A 21,460-nucleotide genomic window follows, 5' to 3' on the forward strand; every position below is an offset into this window, starting at 1 on the left:
TCGCTACTCGAAAATTGCAGCGCAAACCTCGGACGTCGTTCCATGCCTGTGCTCGCCAAGACGCCGAACAAACTCTTCCGCAGGCATCGGCCGCCCGAACAGATAACCTTGGAGAATCGGTACGCCGCGCTCTCGCAGAAATTCGGCCTGAGGCCACGTCTCCACGCCCTCGGCTATCGTCGTCAGTTCCAGGTTTTTTGCCAGATCCAGAATGCTGTCGAGGACCCGTTCCGAAAGCGGATGGCCACCGATTTTGGCGACGAATGACTTGTCAATCTTGAGCGCGTCCATCTCAAAGTCGCGCAAATAGGTGAGGCTGGAATGTCCGGTGCCGAAGTCGTCTACCGCCACTTTGATACCCATGCCGTGAAGTGCGTCGAAGATTTCGCGTGTCGCGCCGTCCGAAGTCAGCAACTCACGCTCCGTCAACTCCAGCACGAGCTGCACACGCCACTGATTGAGTCTGCGCTGCAGCGCCTCGCAATCCTCGATGATCGATGCGCATTGCATGTGGCGGGCGCTGATGTTGAAGCTCAGCCGAAACCCATTGGGAAGATCGACTCCGCTCAACGCCTTCGTCACTGAGTGGAAGAGCCCTCGCGTGATCGGCACGATCAATCCGCTCGACTCGGCCAATGGAATGAAACTGTCCGGCTGGACCAACCCTTCTTTCGGATGGCGCCAGCGTATGAGAACTTCTGCCCCCACCCAACGCTTGTCAGACGAGTTCACCAGTGGCTGGAAAAATGGCACGAACTCGCCTAACCGCAATGCGCGCGACATCTCGTGACGCCGCGAACCAACATGACTGAGCCCTCGCTTGACGAAAATCCCGAGAAGGATGCCGAAGACCCCGAAGGCGATAATCAAACCAAGGTAGTCGGACGCCATCCGGTTCAGTAGCACCCCTTTCGGCATAACCGCCCAAACCCGGAATGGGAACGTCGCGGAACGTTCGAATATCACGTCCCCGCCGATACTGGCGTCGTTGGACTTCAGGCCGTCCGCCCCGAGCAACTTTCCCCCTACGTCCAAAATGAGCCCATCGCCGTTTCGACCGAGCAGTTGGAGCGCATCACGGACGTGTCGCCCGTCAATCGTCACGACGGCGCCCCTTCCTCCCTCAACCCACCGATAAATCAGTAGCGTTGAATCCGGAGAGGTACCGCTATGGGGCTGCAATCGAAGTCGCCCGTCGACATAAGCGCTCAAATCGATCGTCTTGTGATAGACGCCGTAGAGCGAACTGCAGTAGATCTCCCGCTCGTCGACCAATACATCCACCGAACGAACAAACAGAACCGAGTCGACTTGCTTTCGCAAGTCGAGCTCAAGGTCATCACACTTCGTTCCGGCGCGCGCGCCAATGCGCCGGGCGGTCTGTGAGGCATTGACCAACATCCGGTCCACTTCTACCACCGCCCGCATGGCCTGCGCCTGTGCCTCGAGCTCCATGGCCCTTCGGGCATGCCAGTACGACAGCAAAAGTCCGCAAAGCAACGGAACGAATGCAGAGAGCAATGCGAGCCATTTATGCCACCGACGGGGAACGGCGAGATAGATCTGCCGAATTCGCAAGATTCGCCTCCGACAAGTGACTAGGACCGTTGTCCTGTTGATGACATCAGCGTATCTGCTACGCGCGACAACCGCCTTTCATTGGCGACCGCATGCATTTGAATTCGCGTGCGAATCATCGATCTGCGCCACCGAGGAATCCTGCTTTCGGTTCCTCGTCGGAGCGGATGCGGAACGCCGAAATCGCATCCCCGAATTGCCCTGGACTCTAGATTTCCCCTTCCATCTCAAACCGTAGAAGGCGGGGTAATTAACACGAGGAATTTCTCTACCTTTGCCGTCCTCGGATCCATCAGGCATTCGAATGAAAAGTCGCGCCACCCCCCCTCGAAACGCGCCCGGCCGACCCCCACCAGCTTTCTCGCCTTAAGGAGGGTCAAGCTGTCGGCAGCGTCCGTGCCGAGGAACACGCGATCCACGCCTTTGAGCTTTTCGGCAATCGCAGGCTGCGCCGACGGGCGGCAAATGAATTCGGCAACCTGCTTTGCCGCGCCCCACCCTTGCGCGATTGAACGCTCCTCACTCAAACGCAGTTTGGCGATACCAGCGTTGATCCTGCGTTGCTGGGCCGGGGATACATGATCTTCGGCCGCCCCGCCCGCATGGCTAACTGAACCGATGCAACAGAAGAGAACGCCAATAAGTAGCGCACCTACGCCGGGAAATGAATTCCTTAACATTGAAAATTGTCTGCCTAAAAATGTGGACGTGATCCAGCCGCCATTCCTCGCGGAGTTCGCGTCAAAAGGACTCCGGAGATGACCCGATTAGCTGACATGCGCATATCTGTCGCCCCCCCCTTTATCCGCGCGCTCAGTACCTATAACCAATACCCGCCAGAAAAATATCGCTGTCGCGATCAAACCCAGATACAACACGCGCCCAGGACGCGCGGGCAATCCATCGCGGGGAAAGCCGGTAAGACGCACTCATCGTAAGCAACGCTGCCACGACATTCTGCCGCCCCGCGGCTTCGGGGTTGGTGTCGTATCGAGACCAGGTTACGTAGGGACCGAAACCCAGCGATAGCTGCAAACGGTCATCGAAAAAGCCATGCTTTAGCCATAACTGGGCGGCCATTCCCTGGCGATGCCCAATATCGCTGCACCCCTCGTCGATGAGGGCAAGCGAGGCGTCGAGCCACTCGGCGACCTCTCGCCGATACTCAAACGAGTAAGCCCTCGCGTTCTGGGACGTCAGGCTGTTGACCACAGAAAGTCCGCTGTATACCGAAACAACACCATGCCCCGTCTCGGTGTTCCGCCGTGATGGTGAGACTCCGCCCGGCGCAGAACCGAAGCGATAGCCGAGCCCAACAACGTAGGAAGATGTATCGATACTGCTACCGGCGCGCACCCAATTGGCGCGCAACGTTATCGACCAGTTCCAAGTGATGTACCAGGCGAGATAAGTGCTCGCCATGAGGCCGTAACCGTGGCGGTCGTCATAGGCACGATTCGGACCAGCGGCGACAGTGTCAAAGAATCGATATGGGCCAACACCGACCCCGAGATCGGCGCGCCCTCCGAATAGCATTTGGTGAGCCCAAAGCTGAACCGCAAAGCCATCACGGTGATGATCGGTAACATGACCTTCGTTTAGCCATGAGAAGGATGTTGCGATATGTGGCGTGATCGCTTGCGCGTAGGTGAAGCCCCATGCGTAGCTGCGCTCAGTCCGGTTACCTGGCGATTTCATGCCGCCAGCGTACACATCCACCTGCTGTGCCTGCACCAGCGCAGACCACAGCAGAACAACAAAACACAAGCTTCGCCGGATCACGTTTCTATCCTATACTCCGCTCACTTAGATCCGGCCAGTCCTTCATTCTCGCGCAGGCTTTCGTTCCAACTCACGCATCGCAATGTCCGCGCTCGTCCAAAGCGCCCAACGCGCGGGAAATCGCGCCGCCGATCACGGCGCCGACTACGGGAACCAGCCAGAACATCCAGAGTTGCTCAATCGCCCAACCGCCTTGGAATAGCGCTACGCCCGTGCTGCGCGCCGGATTGACCGATGTGTTGGTCACGGGGATGGAGATCAGATGAATCAGCGTGAGCGCCAGACCGATCGGAATCGGTGCAACGGCCGCCAAAGACTGGCGGGAAACCACACAGTTGATAATCAGTACAAAAAACGCTGTGAGCACCAGCTCAATGATCGCGCAGGCGAGCAGCGAATACCCTCCCGGCGAGTGCTCGCCGTAGCCGTTAGACGCAAAGCCGGATGCAGATGCATCAAATCCGGCAGCGCCGCCGGCAACGATATACAGCACAGCTCCGGCCGCAATGCCTCCGATCACCTGGGCGCCAATATAGGGCAGAACATGCCGCGCCGGGAATAACCCTCCTGCGCACTGTCCGATCGTGACCGCAGGATTGAAGTGACCGCCGGAGATGTGCCCGACGGCGTACGCCATCGTCAGGACGGTCAGACCGAAAGCGAGTGCCACTCCTGCAAATCCGATACCCAGATGCGGAAATGCCGCCGCCAACACAGCGCTACCGCAACCGCCAAACACGAGCCAAAACGTCCCGAAACCCTCCGCCAACATTCGTCGCAACATGTTTTCTCCAATTTTCGATGCAGTTGCCAACCCGCGGGACTCACCTCACCAGCCCCCAAAATTGCCCGCATGGCAGCGATTTAACATTGGCTTGGCACGCCGCATGTTTAAGGATTGTCTACAGACTTTTGATTTTTCGTCAGATATCGAGATAACCATACGTATGATCTGCGCTGCGCCGCCGTCAGAGAATTTCCGCGTACAGCCATGAGATATGCGGAGTACTCAGGGCCTGGGCGCCAATACACAGGCCCACGCGACGTTCCAGGGTCATGGCGGGAATCGATCGCCACCGAATGCCAGATCGCTCGGAGACAAGCGAATGTGGCGCGACCGCGACGCCCTGCCCGGCTGCGACAATATCCAGCGCACGCCGCAGTGACGTCGCCCTCGCGAAAGGTGCGTCCGCGCCTGGACCATAGAGAGGAATCAGCCGTTGGTGCGTGCTGTGCGACGGACACGTAACCCATCTCGGGTTCTTCAGAACGTCACTGCCGGCCGCGTAAGCATATGACCCAGCGGTGGAATGCGCGAGAACGTATGGCTCGACCCATAACGGCGCAAACAGCTCGTCCTCACGCAGACTCTCTTCGCTAGCGAGCCTGACACCACCGTAACACCCATCGTGGAGATGAAGCGTCACATCGGCATTAAGTCTCTCGATACGCTCGGCCAGCGCGCACACCATGACGCCGGCAATGTCGTAATCGACGCCAAGTTCTAGCGTGACTCTACATTCAGGCTGACGAAATCGCTGACGAAGGCGATCCAATTCGGCAACCATGTTTCGAGCGAGTGGATAGAGGCGTCGCGCACACTCCGTCACTTCGACGCCCCTGGCGTGGCGCACGAACAGTGCGACGCCCAGCGCGGTTTCCAGTTGCTTGACGATACTGGAAATTGCCGGCTGCGTAAGGTTCAGGCGATTCGCTGCCGCGGTAATGTTTCGCTCCTCAAAGACCACTATGAAAATACGCAGATGTCGATATTCCATAAGCAAGCCATAACAGAAATTAATGCATGGAAAAGGAACTCACCGTTTCTCGGCGGCGGCGCACATCGGTACATTGAAAAGCACTTTCAGGACAACACTGGTCTTTCACGTCGCACATCTTGATCTTGTTATTGCGTTTGACTTTTCAATCAGGAGGAAACATGACTGCCCACCCGAATCGCCGTTACTGGCGCCAACGCAGGTGGGCTAGCGACAGAGCGCAACTTCGCCGCGCTCGGACACTCGCTGCTGCTCATCGCCCGTCGAGCAGGCCCGATGGCAGTGCTCACAAGCCCGACCACGATCGTCGCCTCATTCGCCGCCACCAACCGCCGTGTGGTCCTAGACGCCGTTGCCGCTACACAGTCTCGATTCGGCCCGACCGATGCCATCGCCAATAACGCGGACATCATGCTGCTCGGGGAAATCACGCGACAGGCTCCGGAAGAATGGGCTCGTATGAGCGACGTCAACGTCTGCGGCCTGCTCAACTGCGTGCTGGCAGTCGCAGGAGCAATGTCAAGCGTCGACGCTGCACTATCATCAACGTCAGCGCCATCGCCGACCGGAAGCGTGTTCCGAAGCTTGTTGCCTATGTCGGCAACAAGCTTGCCGTCTCTGGCCTATCCGAGAATCTCCGCGAAGAGCTCTCCGCCAGTAACGTCCGAGTAACCGCCATCGAGCCAGGCGCGGTGGAAACCGAATTGATCGAGCGCACGACGGATCGGCGATCAAGGCGAGCTATTAGGAGCAGAAGCGAGACATGGGCGGCATCGTGCCGGGCGCCGACGATGTTGCGAATGCAACCCTTTACGCCTACACTCAGCCGCACCATGTCTGCATTCGCGGGATCGTACTTGCAGCAACCCGACAGTCCGCGTAAATCCCCCGTCTGAGCCGGCGAAGTCAACCGCCCTCGCTCAGAGGCCCCGCGCTTTCCATTTATCCACTAACGAGTCATCGACGACTTCGCTCCGGAAATCATCACTTCGCCCACCGCGCGAAATGCGGGTAATGTGACCCAATCATTCGCCTCGTTGGCCGCTCGCGGGCCAGACGCCAGCCGCACGATGGTCATTTCGGCCCTCGGATCAACATAGATCGCCTGACCGAAAATGCCGCGTGCTTCAAATGCGCCGTGGTCATCGTGTGAGACCCACCACATACTCGTATAACTCCAGCCAGGCAATGTCTCGTACCCTGCCTTCGCGAACCGAGCGCGATTACCGCCGCGTCGAATCCTGGATACGGCATCCGCAGGCACAATCTGATGACCGTTATATCGGCCGTTATTGCGCATAACTTCGCCAAAGCGGGCCAGATCCCGCAGCGTCGCGTTGAATCCGCCTCCAGCACACTCCGTGCCTTGGCTATCGATATCGAAATAGCCGTCCTGCTCTGCCCCCATGGGCCGCCATATCATCTCTGACACCAGATCGGCCAGCGACTCCCCAGTCGCGCGTTTGAGCACCCAGCCAAGTGCCTCGGCATCCACCGTTTTGTATGAAAACTCGGCGCCATGCTCCCCGTCTCGCTTCAACGCTTTCAAGAAATCGTAAAGGTTAGCCGGACCGACATACCCCACCGGGCGCGGCGCCACCCCTACCGCACGAAAGTATGACCAGATCTGCGCGGACGGATCTGCATACTTTTCGGAGTACTTAACAGCAACGGTCATATCCAGCAGTTGGCGAACGTTTGCTCCATCGAACGCCGTACCCGCAAGTTCCGGTACATAGTGAGTTACCGGCGCTACGGGATCGAGTCGCCCCTCTTCGACCAGCATTTCCGCCAGCGTGCCCAACAACGACTTCGTGACAGACATTGCGGCGTGAGGCGTATGCGGGCGCAAGACGCCAGCATACCGCTCGTACACAACTCGCCCCCGGTGAAGCACGATGATGCCATCCGCATCCGTCAACGACATCAGTTCCGAGAATTTGTGTGTCCCTCCTCGCATGTCGGTAAACGGAATTTCAGAAACGCTGAATTGAATGCCGTCCGCCGGCAGCAATGGGGCAACAGGCCCCTCACCACGCCAGACATTGGCGGTAGGCAAGAGTCGGCGCATGTTCGAGAAACTCCATCGGCTTCTCGGATAGCCAAATCCACCATTGGCAAGCGTCACCATCCTGTCGGCGCTGGGAGGTGCCCCCTGCATCCACTCAGTCGGCGCCGGATCGGACGGCAACGCTGCTGTGCCAGGCGCGGCTACCGCCCATGACATCACACCGATCAGCGACGCGCCGACCAGCGCCTCCCGCCATCTGGCAACTGCCGATGCTCTCACATCGCTCAACGTCGCAAGCATTCTGTCTCCCATTTCTTTCGGTGTCACCGCTGGATGAACCGCATTTGCAGGCGGACTAGCTGCCCGCTTTCGATCAACCTCTCGCCGCCATCTCATCTCCGAGTCGCCCCTCGTCACTCTGCTGGGATTCCACCTTCGGAGGTCCCGCCAGCCAATAGGGCTCCGACGTATTCAACCAACCACATGTCGATACGATTCAACTCGGCATTCGCGCGCAACATTTCGATCTTGACATCGAGTATTTTGAGCGCGACAGCGCATAGGCGGCACAGCCCTTCGCCTACCACGGGTACGTGACTCATCGTGAGTCCAGTCGCGAGCGCCACCGCCGCCGCGACAGTCCTGTGCGGTCGCGCTTCGTAAGCACCTCCCAAAATGTCGGGCCGCAGCTTCCAGGTCGTATCCACCAACAATTTCGCGACATGATTCACTCGTACGTCACGAAAGGGCCAACCATCCGGAAACTCTGAACTCGGTTGGTCCAGCACGTTCGCCACAAGGCCCGACGCCACCACTCGGTGGACACAAACTCGCACCATCGCGCCAGATCGACGCGGTGATGCCGACAAGTCCGGATACGCCATCCATAAGACGCTCTGCAGCCGCTACCGCCCCTCCCTTTCTACCTTCGGGATACGGCACTTCGCGTCGCCGCCTCGCCGCCTCGCCGCCTCGCCGGACAACATATAACGCGTACTGACGGTCGCGGGAATGAGAAAAACCTTGATTACCGGATCAAGCAGAGCATGAGTCAACTTGGAAATCGTTGGGATACTCAATGAATGAAGTTAGTCTGAATTCGACCACAGCGCGGCCGAGCATTCAGGGGGCGCGGGTGTTCGCGGGCGGTCCTCCCTGCGGGGCATGCGCCGCATTCTCCACGACTTGCCCCCCTTTTCTCGGCGACATGGAGTTCATGCCGCCTCCCCAAGAAGCGACTTTGGTGATCGACTGCCACACGAGAGAATTGCTGGGTTAGGAGCTGTCGCGCAGCGGTAAGGCCTCCACGGCCTCTCGAGCGTTGGAGCAAGCACTGATGGCTCGTTTCGGCACGTTGGGCCGTGTGCCGGAGCCATTTCTGATGCGAAGCGACGATGGGCTCGTCTTTACCCGCCGAAATTGCACGGTGCTGGTTCGCAGCCATGGCCTGCGCCAGGAACTCATTACGCCGCATTGTCCCAGTCAACCGGCATGGTGGAACGCGTGATTCGCACGCTTAAGGGGCAACCCGCTCGAGCGCCTGATGCGTCTCGATAGCTGTTGCAACGTCAGCGAATACCGCAGCGCAAATTACTCAGAAAACCCTTACCCTCGAACCACTGCCCAATTCACCTTGCCCTCGAAAAATGCATCCGTTACTGAAAACGTGTAAATACTTCAGTGCCGCAAGATTGAACAATGGGTACGCCGTGGGCGCGGTACAGGCTGGAGTTCAAGATTGACGTGCTGCGCATGGTGCTTGACGGCCAGAGCCGGTCGGCCACGGTGAACACTCTGGGGATGGGCACGCAGACGCTGGCACCTGGATCAACGCCGACGATGCGGGCGGGCTCATTGGCGCAGGCAAACAGGTATCGGCAGATACCGATCGAGATGACGCGGCTGCGTGCCGATCCGGCCCGCGTGACGATGAAGCGCGACTTATTGGAAATAAGCCACGGCGCACTTTGCAAAGGTGTCGGGCCCGGCGGCTATCACGACCGGAAGGCGTGCGACGTTGATCCTGATCGCCCGCGCCACCGTATCAGCAACGATGCGCTGCTGGTCAAAGTTCGCGCTGTCCATGCCGAATCTAAGGGCAAGTATGGCTGGCCGCGCGGGTGGAAAAAGGGGCTGGCGCAGGGCATTCAAGTGACAACGTTCTTGCGCCAGATAAACCAGGCGCACCGTCAACGCCACATTTTGCCGCCCGGTCTCGCATCGTAACGCGGCACCCTGCGAGAACGTCCGACAAGCCGGCAGGCGCAGCGCCCAGAGATGCTGACCTCTCCCCAAATCGCCACTACAGCTTCTCGCTTGGCTTACCGGCTCAGGGCTTTTCCCCTGGCGACGGCCTTCAACGCTTCCATATCAAGCGTCGCATCGACCAGCAACGTCTTCAGCCGGACTTTCGCCACCTCGCACGCTTTGGCCCCTCGCGCATCCGACAACTCCGTGCCGCCGAACGTCGCACGCCAGTCGTAGAACGACGCGCCACTGAACCCGTGCATCCTGCAAAGTTCGTTGACTGGCATACCGGCCTCGGATGCTTTCAGAAGCCCGATTATTTCCTGTCCTGTAAAGCGCGTCTTCATGCCCCTGTCCGAAAACGAACTTTACTGGACTCCGGCGGGCCCTATTTGTCTGGGCGAGTCAAATGGGCGTCGATACGTTCCAGAGCCAACGCGGGGCGCAGGATGCACTGGTCGCTTCGCGGCAGCCGCGCAAGCGTATTCATCGCCCATCTATTGAATGTGCGGAGCAGCTTCAGCGGGGCCGCGCGTCATGGGAAGCTCGGTTGCACCAGCATAAACTCGGCACGTACCCTGCTGAACCGTTCGCCTGATTACGTATCAATTGGTTGTGGTGAAATTCTCGAAAGTGACCAGAAGTTTGTTTAGATATGTACCGAATTTCATGGGGCGCACGTATAAGAAGGAGGCTTGCGTCCCAGGTTCCAAGACACACACATTTTCGGAGGATCCCGAGTGATCTTGGTGGTAATCAAAGGAAAAACCGTCACCAATCCGCACGCTGAGCTTCTGTTTCGTCCCATCCTTACAGAGGTTTTTTACGTATATGAAATCCGATTGATTCAGTGCAGAGAGGGTTGCTGTGTCCAGATATATATCGTAGTCCACATCGAAATTATCAAATGACGTGAGCACGATCCAGTCTCCACCGCGAAAATTCGCGATCACCTCAGGAAGAGAACAACCCGGCTCTAGTAGTCCCGGCAGAATGACCTTTCGTTGCGGCATCGCTACACCCCCGTGTTCAAATTGTTGCTTTACCCATGCAGCAGTTACCAACTCTCGGTCGGCAACCGTATAGTTGGGGGCCGTCTGATCCTCGGAGATCGTGACTGCGCCGTCGACCGCCGGATTCGATTTCGGCAAGTATGCGCTCTTGATGCTGGCAGACGTCACTGCCTTAGCGCTATCGGCACCCGTCGCCACTTCGCTCGTGCTGGCAAGTTGCACAATGCCGGCAACCGACGCCGACGCCGTATTCACGTTGAGCGCGCCGTTGCTCTCGCTCATTCCAGTACCCAGCTTGACGACGCCGTACTGACTGGTGGAGGCACGCGGAAACTTATCCACCACCGTGATGTAGTCCACGGCAAACACGCCATTGATGCCGGTCAGCCCATCACCGGCCTTGGCCGTACCGTATGCATTAGCGCTGGCGTAACCCAGGTGAGGCGTCAGGGCAGCGGCATCGACACTTAACTTACCGTTCGAAACCGTGACATAGTCGCCCTGCTTGATACCACCCAGTTGGATGGTGCTTGCCTGTGCCAACGACGTTGTACCGTCACTCGCCACGTGCAGGCCATCGCCCACGATGACGCCGCCAAGCGTGCTCGTCGTTGCTGCGGGCAGCGTGATACTGCCGGGATCGGCCACTGACAATGTGCCATCCGAGTCAATTTTGACGTTCGCGCCCTGCTTGACGCCACCCAGCGTGCTTGCCGTCGCAGGCTGTAACGTATAGCCCTCGCCGCCGCCCGCGGCGCTCAGCACACCGTCTTGCGTAATCGCCAAGCCCTCGCCTACGACCACGCACCCCAAATTCGTCGCGGACGCCACCGGTAGCGCCTTGAACGTGAAATCCCGACTGCCCGCCACAGCCGTGTCACGGCCCAATACTGCACTGAGCGTGACCTGTTCCGCGCCTGTGCTCTGGAACTTCAAATCGTTTTGCGTATCCACGCCGAAATCGCCCGAGTCCAACATCCCCACGGGTAGCGTAACCACGGTCAAGGTTGTGCCGTAAAAGCTCGCACCCTCGCCGCTGAGGGTGAACAGGATTTTGTCGCCTCTCTGGTAACTATAATCTGGGTCGACAATTACCGCGCGTGCCCAGGCGTAAGCTGTGACGTACTGGCCCGCGGCCAGCGGCTGAAAATCATGCCCCGCTTTCGGGGAAATCTCGATACCGCGGATCAGATCGTCTTGCTGGGTTGTGGTCATGTTTGCCATCCTAAAAAATACCGTCGTTACTACAGTCCCAGCCCGTGGCCGCGCTCACGTCAGCCAAGCGTCTGCAGTGACTACCCTGTGCGCTTATTTCTGCGCGCTGATCTGCTTTTCCAACGCCTCAACGCGTTTCTCAAGCGCATTCAATTGCTGAACGTTAACTGAGTCGTTTGGACCGATGCCCGCCGCCACATATACAATCCGGCGATAGCCGCCCGGATTCCCTACGGCGACCACGTTCGGCTGCGTTGCGGTTGAACCGTATCCGATAGCCACAGAAAACTCGCTCTGAACCGACGCCTGCGGGCCGAGCGCTACCCCGTAATCGGCAGACACGTTCGCGTTCGAACCGATGGCGGCCGCCCCTAGCCCGCTGGCCTCGCTATGCCAGCCCAGGGCAACAGCCTGCCCCCCAGCCTTCGACGAAGCGCCCACGGCGACGCAAGTGCCTGCGCCGCCGAGCATCGCGGCCCTATTCCCCGCAATCACAGAATTTGCATCGATGATCAGCTTGCCGTTATAAGTCGTGCGAATCACGCCATTCTCGGCAACGATGTCGTTCTGATCGTCTAGTTGCACACCGCCGACAGTTTCGCTTGTTGCAATAGGCAGTACAGGCATGTAGCCGCTCCTTGAATGAATCACTGAGTTGATTCATCTGGCAAACCATTTCACCCCAGATGTCGTTGACCGAATTTAGCTGCCAACCCGACTTTCCACGTTTCTGAACTTGACGATGTCGTTTGATTTTCCGCCGCGCTTGAATCTCTGCCGGGCATTCACGCTTGAATCGTCGCCTCGATATGATTTTCATAGCCGGACACTTTCCACGTCGATGGTTCCGTGCTTGGGAATGTGGAAGAACCCCGACTGCGCGCACATTCACGGCCGGCGCTTTACGACGCATCGTGACGCAATGGACGAGGTACTTGACTGCTTGCGCGTCTGCAATCATGGGCGTATGCACTCGAAGTTGAGCTTTTAGGCACCCTCATTGACCAAGATTCACGACAAGTCAGTTCGTCCGGATTCTGCTGCCCACCCGCTCGATGCCCGCAGAGCGGCGAACAACGCTACGTGCTCCGTCAGCACCAATGACGTACCAGGCATCGCAAAGGCGAAAAGCCGGCCAACGAACCAAATGGTCAGTGCGAGAACAATGAGCCCGAGGAACGCACGAATATGGCGCGAGGCCAGAAAGGCAAGCTTTTTCGTGGATTTATCCGCAAGTCGGATCTATCGGGCAAAGACGATTTCGACGCGCCAGTTCTTTGCTTGCGCTTGAGCCGTGCGATTGTCACCTCGCGATGCTCATGCGGCTGCGTCAGCAGGCGACCGATCAGGAGATGGATCTTGTGGCCCGCCGTGGAATCCTGGTGAAACCTGATGGCCAGGCTAGACTGCCCCCCCAACATCGAGGAAGTTCTTTTGTCCTGCGCCCACGCGGCTTGCATGGCGGCCTCGCCGAGAGCCGTGTATAGGCAAGCATGCTGACCCCGATCATGTGATCCCTGCGGACGTTTGCCTGTATGCGCCACGACTTGGACGCTCTCACTTCGAGCGTCGGCAGATCAAGCAAGCGATCAACCAGGGCACAGCGGGCGTGCTCAATTCAGAGGCTTCGCTAAGCCTAGCTAAACCGATTGAAGACGACGACAAAACCGTCGGTGTGATGGCGTTCTTTCGTAACCCTGGAAAGCAGGTGACATGGAAGTGTGTCATTTCCTTCAAGAAACGCTGCGCCGATACGCCGTTGAAGCTCCAGCTTTGTGATCGGCAAATCGATCAGATGAGCGGCGAGGACCATGCTACCGATTCGCAATGTGGGATCGCGGCCGAATAATTCGACAGTTCGCTCGGGCAACGCAACACGTCGGATCCGAGAATTATCTCATCGGAGAGAACGACGAAAAATGCTATTGGTGGAGTTTATTCACTATGGAGTGCTCCAGATGCAGCGACTCTACTCATTGGCTAAGAAAACGCTGTTTGAGATGACAACGGTACTGGCGGTGATGGCTGCCGTTGCCAGTGTCATGGCACTGGCAATTCTGTCCGCACTGACGTTTTGACCGTAAATTCATAGAAAGCAGAGCCAAGCACCCATGTTGCAGCTCCGATGGCAGATGACCTAGGGTTGTTTCGCTTTGATCGGGATGTGCTTAGGCGTCAACTGTGCAGCAAGCATCGCGCGACGCTTGCCCGAGCATTGCCAGAAATTGTTAGGCGCCATGCACCAGCATGGCCCACCCTCCGTATCAAATGTCAGTCAAATCGGGACAACAATAATCTGCCACTGCGATAGGTAGATGATGAGATCCTCCGACGAATCATCCGTCACCGGAGTACAAGACTGCCGAAGCAAGGCCGTGGAATATTGAAGCGCTCGCGAGCGTGGCTTGCTCCCAACGAACTCAGGCCTGCTGACGGGTTGCCGCCATCACGATCTCGCGAATGCAAACGCCATGCGGCCTCGAATACGCAAAGTCGATTGCGTTTGCGACGTCCTCGGCCGACAAAACCTTACCGCCCATCTGCGCCTTCCAATCACGATAGCCCGCCTTGATCGACTCGTCCGTGGTATGGCCCAGCAATTCAGTTTCGACAGCGCCAGGCTCGATCGTGATGACACGCACATCGTGCTGCGAAAGCTCTTCACGCAGATTCTCCGAGAGTCCCGTCACTGCGAACTTCGTCCCAACGTAAGCCACATGTCCAGGGAACGATTTCCGGCCCGCGATCGAACTGACATTGATGATAGTCCCGTGTTTGCGCTCCACCATCCCCTTCGCAACGGCCAAGACGCCGTTGAGCAAACCCCTGACATTGACATCGAGCATCCGGTCCCATTCCGTCGGATCTTGCCGGGCGATCTCACCCAGGAGCATCAGACCTGCGTTGTTCACCATGGCATCCACCGGCCCGAAGCGTTGCTCCGCATCTTTGACTGCATCGGTCAGCGCATCTCTGTCGGTAACATCGACCGGCAACGCCAGCGCATTCGGAAGTTCGAGTGCCAGCATGGGCTCAAGGCGACGAGCCAATAGCAGAAGCGCATGGCCCCGTTGGGACAGACGCCTGGCCGTGGCCAGACCGATCCCTGAACTGGCACCGGTGATAACGACGAGGGGCTTGTGAGCTTCCTTCATGACGAACTCCTAAAACTCAAGAAATCAATGGTCGAATAACAATGGCAATTCTGGTCCTTGTATCCGCTTCAGAAAAATGGTTTATTTCTCTTTCATCCATCGGAATTATCTATGGCTAGAGCACCTGACTACCGACAACTCCAAGCCTTTGTCGCTGTATTCGAAGAGCGCAACATCACTGCGGCCGCGCGCAGCATCCACCTTAGCCAACCCGCCCTGTCTAGTTCCATCAAGCTGCTGGAGGAGACACTCGGCACCACCCTTTTTGTCCGCCTGGCACGTGGCGTAGAGGTAACCGAAGACGCCCGGGTGCTGTATCCGACGGCGCGCCGGATGATCGCGGATGCAGAAGGCCTGTCCACGCGCTTTCGAGCACAACGCGATCGCGCACCGCTTCATATCGGCATCGAATGCGATATCCCCAAAGCATTGGTTCGTTTGCTAATCAACGAGGCTGCACCTGCAATCCCTCATCTTTTGCTGAAACTCCTCGACGGCTGCCAAGGCGACGCTCGTTTGGCAAGCGAGGAGCTGCGCTGTGAAGACGAGTTGTTTCTCCCACTTCAGGAAGAGCCGTACTTACTCGCAGCCCCAAGTGGGCATCCACTGGAGCTCGGTCGCGCGGCACCCACCTCGACCATGAGTTCTGTCTCATGGATCACCTGCCCGACACATCCCATTCATCAGCGACTGTTGCCTCTATACGGCCTTGCCGCCAGCGAACCCGCGGCGCAAGCCAATTCGCTCGAGCTTGCCCTTATCCTGACGAGCGCCGGACGAGGCGTGACCATCGCCCCCCAGTCATTGATCGCTGAGCACGATGGACTCATTGGACTAGCGCTCCCTGGACTGGAGCTCAAGCGCCGAACAGGACTTTGTTATTCCGCGCAAGCTTTGAGCAATCCGGCATTGAGTGCGCTGCGCGATACTCTTGATAGGAGGGCAAGACACCCCATCGAGTGACCGCTGGACATCAAGTGCAACCTCGAATCCGAGTCGCGACGTTGCGCTGGATTAGTACGCGTTGTCTGACAGCGTCATCTCAGCCGAGTCGTCACTAGTCCATCAGGCGAAGGGGAAACCACGAAACGGGATGCAGCTCAGGTACAACGGCATCATCGGGAAGCATGCTCGAGATTGCGCAGATGCGCGGCGCCGAACCTCGATCACCGTACAGAAGATAATCTGGATGACAAATTACGAAACGACCGGCCAAGCTGGCGCGCCCGTCGCTATCGCAGGAATTGAGAATAGATAGCCACTAAGCGACGGCAATGCGGTCAGAGTTTCATAGCCGAGCGCGGTCTCGGTTGTGCGCCCCTTGTTCGCTGACAGTGTTTTGGCTAATCGCCACATCCAAAGGAAGCCAACGAACGCGAAGATCGGAATGGGCACGAGATAGGCAGGCATTAACATCGAGGATATCTCCTAATGCTATTTGACCATTCTCAAGTGGTAGTTGGGAATGTGACCTACCGCTAGGTTGGCTTGCCAGCTTACGCTAGCTGTGTCGGAGTTGGGCGTGTCGGACGCGATTCTGCGCAGAGACACTGCACTCTGCCAGTACGCACCCAGATTGATCGCAGCAAAGAGAATCGGCACCACCAACGCAACAATCACCGGGCGGATGACACGGGCGAGCCTGAAACGGAATGTCAGTCTGAGAACGAGCGACAGGCGGCGTGACGCGATCACTACGGCATTTCCGAGATTTGATGCGCCAGCCATTTCTGTGCGACAGAAACTTGGTAGCCTTACGTGTCGCATGCGTGCGTGTGCGACACTCGTTGTGCGCTCCGTTTCTGCGTCAAGCTGCAACGGATTGAGCCGCTTCCTTCGGGAAGCGGTTTTTTTATGTTGACGACACAGCAATGCATTGGTGGTAGCGAATCGCCTATGACAATGCACGCTGCGAAAAAGAAAGGTGCCGCCCACGCCGAGGCGGCACCGAAAGAGCACACCAGAGGAGACAAGACTTGACCGCTCGCTACAGGCCCCCGACAGTTCCAACCGCGACATGGGCGATTGCAGAGTAGGCACTAGGCGGTGCGAAAGCAACAAGAAGGTCGCAGCTAAAGCGATTGGGGAATCCAACTCAACAGCGTTATCTGATTTTCCAAAGGCCTCTCCGACCACGGCACACCTTCGCCGCTCTCCCCGTGCGTCTCAACCCTGCTGAACCCAGCGCGCTGCTCGCACGCTTCGTTCAGGGAGAATATGGAGTCGCGCCGACCTACAGCACGTTAGGGCGGTGATCGCACCGGCACCTCCCTTAATTGCTCGGCCGCAAAAAAAAGCCGCCTCTGACAGAGGCGGCGTAGGCTCCTTGCCTCCGAGGGACCAGGACAAGGAGAGGTGCGGTGGAGGTGCACCGCAGGGAGAACTACCCGCCGATATCGATCCCGTCGGATCGCGCTGCGCAGCAGTCCAATCCAGACTACCCGCTGTCGGCCAAATTCCGCAAGCACGCCGAAGCGAAATTTCGAAGCTCGCGCGCACGATCAATTGGCGAGACGGAAAATTCAAAAGAGGGGGAAGCAAAAAAGACGCCGCTCCTTGGGGAAGCGGCGTCAGACCCTTCGTTACGGGGGAAACCGAAGGGGAGACCATCGAAGCCGTGCAGCCAGATGTGGGCCGACGCGACGTCCATACAGACTAGTACGCGTCGCGAAACAACGCTCGTCTCACACGTCGATTCCACGATTTTTCTCATGAACTTTCGTCACCCTGAACTCCTTCCATCAGCAGAGGAACACGCTGGGCGACAAAGAGGGCAAAGATCAACGCTAGTCCGATTACTCGACGCACCAAAGGTCTAGGGCCGCGGGAATATGAACCACCACGCGCCGATTCTCACGGTAGTATTCGGCGACGCACCACTTCACTGAGGCTTCTTGCATGAAACACTCATACGGGCGATACGTCGGCGCGCTGTTGATCGGCAGTTTTGGATTTGCCCAAATCAGTTCTGCGCAAAATTCCGTGGACGCGTTTTCGCTCGCATCCTGCACCGTAGCGCAGGTTTCCGTGGGTATTGATGACAATGGCGAATTGGATGGGATGTCACATGCAGGCGTAGTGCTGACCGTAAAAAACACAACGTCTCAGCCCTGCGCCCTGTCACGCCGGCCGGAGATCGAGTTTCAGGATAGGCAGCTCAGTACCCTGCAAGCGGCGATGCCGCCAAAACCCGGTATGTTCCCCGGCCCAGTGGAGCCACCACTAGTAGCAGTCCCCGGCCAGAGATACACAAGCAACATTCGATGGGTGTCCAGCAGTGTGTACGACAAGGGACGCTGCATCCAACCAGTCTTTCTCGCATTATGGTTGGATGGGGGCGTATCTAGGGCACGCTTCTCGGGACAATTGTGCGGCGCAAACGGAGCGGCACCGATCTATACCGTTACGCCGTTCGAACCGAATTAGTAGCGATATGCTGGTGGCTTTCGTTCTTGGCTCCCAAAATCACGGGGCAGATCGCGGCATCGGGTCTAGGCGACGCATGGCCTCTGTCGGTGCAATACTCGCCGCCAACCCGGTCAGGTTCTGCGGCACCACCCGAATGAGGCCACCTCGGGGACTATCAATGTCGGCAATAAGTGCGATCGACAACGAAACGCTGAACGGCAATATCAGCAGGCTGAAATTTCGCTTGAGCGGTCCACGGATGATATATCCCTGCATCACGCTCGAAAGAAGTGCGATGATCAGCAGCAATGCCCAGACCCCGGCAGGAATACGGTTTCGCCATGCTGCTTGCGTATACCCTTGGGCATTCAACACTTCGTTGACACTCCCGATAACCGTCGCCATCACGGGATCTGACCTTGTCAGACCGATCGATGAGACTTCGCGCCACAGTCGGTCTTGTAAGCGCTCAGTCTCGCGCACGATTGCTTTGGTTTCGCCTTCGTCGGTCGTTGCGTAATCTCGAATTCGCAAATCCAAATACGTGAGCAGAATCGACTTTATTGACACCCCGGCGCTCTCCCCCAACAGGTCTGCACGCAGATAAGCGGTACTAATCGCGCTTGCCTCTTCCTGTTCGTCGTGCTTTCGACTGTCGTATCTCGACACCGACATCGATAAGGTGAAGCCGACCAGAAGCCCAAACAACGTGAGCGTCGCAGCATGGATCACGTTGAAGTTGTTCCTCGCATGCGCATCAAGCGGAATTTTCTCCCGAAGCACGAGCGCCCCGAGCGTCGTCACGACGGCCGTCGCACAGAACAGGATGAGAAACAGTGAGGCGGGATGACTAACCATTTGCAGCGGAATTGGCATATCAGCTCAGGCACACAACGGTGAAGTGAATCTTCAGCTATCAACGAGACGATCTTCGTTCGTCGCTTCGATAGCAACCTCGCCGCGCCGTCTCCAACCGAGAATTGCATGCATCGCCAGTCCAATCAGTGTCAGCACCACGGCCCCAAGAAAGAGGTCGGTCAGGAACACCGAGATCAGCACGTCAGACCTGACGGGATGCGTGGGAGCGCTCTCCCGAATAACGAGCACTTCGATTGAGATCAGTGCGTAGACGAACGATCCGGCTATCACGCACAAGCCAAAGCGGAGCCGCTCGACGTGCTCCAGCAACCTCAGCCACCGCAAAGCGGTGCCGCGCCATTTCGCATCGCGCCCCATCGAATCTCCCTATCAATTCATCGAAAGCACGCTCAAGATCTGCTGCGCCTGCAGTTAGGACGTTATTGATGCGTCCGAGCCTATCCGACCCACAACGCCGCCGCAATGCACTCAACAAATGACGGCGAAATACACACCGCAAATCAAATCGATTTCACCAAATCACAAAATGACCAGAACCTCAGGAACATGCGAACCGGGGGAAGGCCACTGTTCGGATTTATGGGCTAGGGTCACAGTCTGAGGCCTTTTCTTTTGTGGGTATTACCGTTGGATCTTTGCCTGACATCGGCGAACCCACGCCATGTTTTCATCGACGGAGCCCATCCGATGTACGATGAAACCTGAGCCATATCCCCCAATTCAATCTTAGAAGTGAGCACTTCGAAGATGGGAAACTCCGGCTGTGGGTAATCCCCGGTTTTCCACGGGGTTCAAAAGAAGAAACTAAGCGGCCATGGCCAACCGCTGCTTTGGCGTGAATCCGCCCAGGGCCATGCTCGGGCGGTCATGATTGTCCAGTCCACATCTAATCGGTCACGAAGCGCTGCACGTGGTCCAAGTCTTCCCAGGGGTACTGCGACAGCCATTCGTGCCGCACGGTCCGGTTGAATCGTTCGACATACGCATTTTGCTGCGGCTTACCGGGCTGGACGTGGTCGAGCCTGATGCCGTACTGTCGGGCCCATTCGATGATCGCCGCGCTCAGGTACTCGGGCCCGTTATCGCACCGAATCGCTTTTGGCCTGCCGCGCCAACCGATGATCTGCCGCAGCGCACGAATCACGTGTTCGGACGGCAATGAGCAGTCGATCTCGATGGCGAGTGCCTCGCGGTTGAAGTCGTCGATCACGTTGAACAGCCGGATGCTGCGTCCGTCGGTCAGTGGGTCGTACATGAAGTCCATCGACCAGACCGGGGACGGCGCAAGGCACCGCTACCTGCCTGACCGGTCGCTTGCGCGGCTTGATCCGCAGGTTCAGTTCCAGTTCGCGATAGATCCGGTACACGCGCTTGTGATTCCAGCCGAAGCCCTGCACGTTGCGCAGGTACAGGAAGCACGGCCCGAAGCTCCGGTTCCGATAGTTGTCCGTCAGGCGCAGCAGCCTGTTCGCAATCTCGCCGTTCTCGGCGCTGCGCCTACCGACGTACCGATAACAGGCCTGGCTGATCCCAAATGCCTCACATGCCAGCCGGATCGATATGCCCCGGCTGGACACTGCACGCATGGCCATCTCACGCCGGCAAGATGGCCTCAGTCTTTTTCTGCGAGCGCCTCCGCTACGATCTCGGCCTTGATCTTCTCCTCGACGTACATCTTGCGCAGCCGGGCGTTCTCGACCTCCAGCTCCGTCATCCGCGCGATCAGCGAGACGTCCATGATCTCCCTGTCCGTGAATCTCGATTTCTTCATGCCGTAGAACTCCCTCAACGAGAAAATTCAACTTCTGATTACACCGGTTTTCGGGGCCATTACCAGGCGCGCAGCGTAGACAACGCCAATCGATTTCTCCCATCGGGACTAACGAGGTTGTCCAGATGAGTTAATTTCGAAACAATTTATTTGGATGCAAATGTAACTGGAATGGTACTGACGTGAGGAGCATGTCAGCACAAAAAGTTAGCCCCGCCGAGGCTCGCCGTAGCTCGACAAAGCAAGCAGCGGGCCTCCGACACGCGCCATGGATATTGATTTGCGTGGCCGGAAATAACCTACACAGCGCCTTACACGAGAAAAATAGCTACGATTTCGGCGGTTTGAAAATCGCGAAAACTCTTGATTTTTGTTGGCCTGCCCAGAGGGATTCGAACCCCCGACCGTCGGCTTAGAAGGCCGATGCTCTATCCAACTGAGCTATGGGCAGTGCGTGGCGGCGGCGACCGGGTGTCGCTGCCGGTGAGTATCGGCGTGATCAGGTGCAGCAGACGAAGCGCATTTAGCGCACCAGATGCATCACATCCGAGTAATCTGCGATTATAGCGCACGCGCATCCCAATTTCATGGCCGTCACTTCAGGATATGTCCCCTTTACGTGC

15 protein-coding genes, 1 tRNA gene and 4 pseudogenes are annotated in these 21,460 nt (G+C 57.7%); 5 read left to right on the top strand and 15 right to left on the bottom strand.

Annotated elements, in window-relative coordinates; all coding sequences use genetic code 11:
* Window positions 1–3: 3 nt before the first annotated feature.
* The 5 genes from PBR20603_RS22365 to PBR20603_RS22385 form a co-directional block, all read right to left on the bottom strand.
* A complete protein-coding gene (locus tag PBR20603_RS22365) occupies window positions 4–1,455 on the bottom strand; it encodes an EAL domain-containing protein (RefSeq protein WP_150561646.1) in 1,452 nt (483 codons plus the stop codon).
* 350 nt (window positions 1,456–1,805) lie between these two features.
* Window positions 1,806–2,258, bottom strand: coding sequence for a hypothetical protein (locus PBR20603_RS22370; RefSeq protein ID WP_150561647.1), 453 nt, complete (start codon window positions 2,256–2,258; stop codon window positions 1,806–1,808).
* 133 nt (window positions 2,259–2,391) lie between these two features.
* The gene (locus PBR20603_RS22375; protein ID WP_150561648.1) at window positions 2,392–3,360 is read right to left on the bottom strand and encodes a hypothetical protein; all 969 of its coding nucleotides are present in this window, start codon (window positions 3,358–3,360) and stop codon (window positions 2,392–2,394) included.
* Between the two features lie 70 nt (window positions 3,361–3,430).
* Window positions 3,431–4,144 (bottom strand): aquaporin Z, encoded by a 714-nt coding sequence (aqpZ, locus tag PBR20603_RS22380; RefSeq protein ID WP_150561649.1) that lies wholly within the window; start codon window positions 4,142–4,144, stop codon window positions 3,431–3,433.
* A 184-nt stretch (window positions 4,145–4,328) separates the two neighbouring features.
* Window positions 4,329–5,138: a LysR family transcriptional regulator gene (locus PBR20603_RS22385; protein ID WP_150561650.1), complete on the bottom strand. Its 810-nt coding sequence runs from the start codon at window positions 5,136–5,138 to the stop codon at window positions 4,329–4,331.
* 177 nt (window positions 5,139–5,315) lie between these two features.
* Here PBR20603_RS22385 and PBR20603_RS22390 point away from each other — a divergent pair.
* A pseudogene (locus PBR20603_RS22390) lies at window positions 5,316–6,034 on the top strand (SDR family oxidoreductase).
* A gap of 53 nt (window positions 6,035–6,087) precedes the next feature.
* Here PBR20603_RS22390 and PBR20603_RS22395 read toward each other — a convergent pair.
* On the bottom strand, window positions 6,088–7,449 hold the full coding sequence (locus PBR20603_RS22395; protein ID WP_150561651.1) for a serine hydrolase domain-containing protein: 1,362 nt from the start codon (window positions 7,447–7,449) through the stop codon (window positions 6,088–6,090).
* A 1,398-nt stretch (window positions 7,450–8,847) separates the two neighbouring features.
* Between PBR20603_RS22395 and PBR20603_RS22405 the strand changes: the two are divergent.
* A pseudogene (locus PBR20603_RS22405) lies at window positions 8,848–9,306 on the top strand (IS3 family transposase); the annotation flags it as partial.
* Window positions 9,307–9,362: 56 nt separating this feature from the next.
* On the opposite strand, the pseudogene PBR20603_RS22410 reads toward PBR20603_RS22405, so the two are convergent.
* From PBR20603_RS22410 to PBR20603_RS24645, 4 genes and pseudogenes are all read right to left on the bottom strand, one after another.
* Window positions 9,363–9,743: pseudogene (locus PBR20603_RS22410) on the bottom strand (transposase); the annotation flags it as partial.
* 258 nt (window positions 9,744–10,001) lie between these two features.
* Complete coding sequence (locus PBR20603_RS22415; RefSeq protein ID WP_150561654.1) at window positions 10,002–11,624, bottom strand: hypothetical protein; 1,623 nt, start codon at window positions 11,622–11,624, stop codon at window positions 10,002–10,004.
* Between the two features lie 93 nt (window positions 11,625–11,717).
* On the bottom strand, window positions 11,718–12,251 hold the full coding sequence (locus PBR20603_RS22420) for a hypothetical protein (RefSeq protein WP_150561655.1): 534 nt from the start codon (window positions 12,249–12,251) through the stop codon (window positions 11,718–11,720).
* 394 nt (window positions 12,252–12,645) lie between these two features.
* On the bottom strand, window positions 12,646–12,771 hold the full coding sequence (locus PBR20603_RS24645) for an FAD-dependent monooxygenase (RefSeq protein ID WP_174978029.1): 126 nt from the start codon (window positions 12,769–12,771) through the stop codon (window positions 12,646–12,648).
* 363 nt (window positions 12,772–13,134) lie between these two features.
* Between PBR20603_RS24645 and PBR20603_RS22435 the strand changes: the two genes are divergently transcribed.
* A complete protein-coding gene (locus PBR20603_RS22435) occupies window positions 13,135–13,473 on the top strand; it encodes a hypothetical protein (protein ID WP_174978030.1) in 339 nt (112 codons plus the stop codon).
* 571 nt (window positions 13,474–14,044) lie between these two features.
* Here the strand turns inward: PBR20603_RS22435 and PBR20603_RS22440 are convergent.
* Complete coding sequence (locus PBR20603_RS22440; RefSeq protein WP_150561658.1) at window positions 14,045–14,779, bottom strand: SDR family oxidoreductase; 735 nt, start codon at window positions 14,777–14,779, stop codon at window positions 14,045–14,047.
* A gap of 111 nt (window positions 14,780–14,890) precedes the next feature.
* Here PBR20603_RS22440 and PBR20603_RS22445 point away from each other — a divergent pair, with 111 nt between their 5' ends.
* Window positions 14,891–15,742, top strand: a complete 852-nt coding sequence (locus PBR20603_RS22445; protein ID WP_150561659.1) for a LysR family transcriptional regulator — start codon at window positions 14,891–14,893, stop codon at window positions 15,740–15,742.
* Window positions 15,743–17,677: 1,935 nt separating this feature from the next.
* Window positions 17,678–18,205 (top strand): DUF4232 domain-containing protein, encoded by a 528-nt coding sequence (locus tag PBR20603_RS24650; protein ID WP_150561660.1) that lies wholly within the window; start codon window positions 17,678–17,680, stop codon window positions 18,203–18,205.
* A 39-nt stretch (window positions 18,206–18,244) separates the two neighbouring features.
* Here PBR20603_RS24650 and PBR20603_RS22455 read toward each other — a convergent pair whose 3' ends face one another.
* The 4 genes and pseudogenes from PBR20603_RS22455 to PBR20603_RS22470 all read right to left on the bottom strand — a co-directional run bounded on the left by PBR20603_RS22455 (window position 18,245) and on the right by PBR20603_RS22470 (window position 21,288).
* On the bottom strand, window positions 18,245–19,063 hold the full coding sequence (locus PBR20603_RS22455; protein ID WP_150561661.1) for a bestrophin-like domain: 819 nt from the start codon (window positions 19,061–19,063) through the stop codon (window positions 18,245–18,247).
* Window positions 19,064–19,096: 33 nt separating this feature from the next.
* Window positions 19,097–19,423: a hypothetical protein gene (locus tag PBR20603_RS22460; protein WP_150561662.1), complete on the bottom strand. Its 327-nt coding sequence runs from the start codon at window positions 19,421–19,423 to the stop codon at window positions 19,097–19,099.
* 447 nt (window positions 19,424–19,870) lie between these two features.
* Window positions 19,871–20,837, bottom strand: a pseudogene (locus PBR20603_RS22465) (IS3 family transposase).
* Between the two features lie 374 nt (window positions 20,838–21,211).
* Window positions 21,212–21,288: transfer RNA gene (locus PBR20603_RS22470), tRNA-Arg, on the bottom strand.
* Window positions 21,289–21,460: the final 172 nt, after the last annotated feature.

Source organism: Pandoraea bronchicola, assembly GCF_902459805.1.
Taxonomy (GTDB): domain Bacteria; phylum Pseudomonadota; class Gammaproteobacteria; order Burkholderiales; family Burkholderiaceae; genus Pandoraea; species Pandoraea bronchicola.

What these genes read in the sequence shown, in the direction of transcription:
- PBR20603_RS22365 (WP_150561646.1), bottom strand. Translation starts at nt 1,455, where the DNA reads ATGGAGCTCGAGGCACAGGCGCAGGCCATGCGGGCGGTGGTAGAAGTG.
- PBR20603_RS22370 (WP_150561647.1), bottom strand. Translation starts at nt 2,258, where the DNA reads ATGTTAAGGAATTCATTTCCCGGCGTAGGTGCGCTACTTATTGGCGTT.
- aqpZ (WP_150561649.1), bottom strand. Translation starts at nt 4,144, where the DNA reads ATGTTGCGACGAATGTTGGCGGAGGGTTTCGGGACGTTTTGGCTCGTG.
- PBR20603_RS22385 (WP_150561650.1), bottom strand. Translation starts at nt 5,138, where the DNA reads ATGGAATATCGACATCTGCGTATTTTCATAGTGGTCTTTGAGGAGCGA.
- PBR20603_RS22395 (WP_150561651.1), bottom strand. Translation starts at nt 7,449, where the DNA reads ATGCTTGCGACGTTGAGCGATGTGAGAGCATCGGCAGTTGCCAGATGG.
- PBR20603_RS22415 (WP_150561654.1), bottom strand. Translation starts at nt 11,624, where the DNA reads ATGACCACAACCCAGCAAGACGATCTGATCCGCGGTATCGAGATTTCC.
- PBR20603_RS22420 (WP_150561655.1), bottom strand. Translation starts at nt 12,251, where the DNA reads ATGCCTGTACTGCCTATTGCAACAAGCGAAACTGTCGGCGGTGTGCAA.
- PBR20603_RS22440 (WP_150561658.1), bottom strand. Translation starts at nt 14,779, where the DNA reads ATGAAGGAAGCTCACAAGCCCCTCGTCGTTATCACCGGTGCCAGTTCA.
- PBR20603_RS22445 (WP_150561659.1), top strand. Translation starts at nt 14,891, where the DNA reads ATGGCTAGAGCACCTGACTACCGACAACTCCAAGCCTTTGTCGCTGTA.
- PBR20603_RS24650 (WP_150561660.1), top strand. Translation starts at nt 17,678, where the DNA reads ATGAAACACTCATACGGGCGATACGTCGGCGCGCTGTTGATCGGCAGT.
- PBR20603_RS22455 (WP_150561661.1), bottom strand. Translation starts at nt 19,063, where the DNA reads ATGCCAATTCCGCTGCAAATGGTTAGTCATCCCGCCTCACTGTTTCTC.
- PBR20603_RS22460 (WP_150561662.1), bottom strand. Translation starts at nt 19,423, where the DNA reads ATGGGGCGCGATGCGAAATGGCGCGGCACCGCTTTGCGGTGGCTGAGG.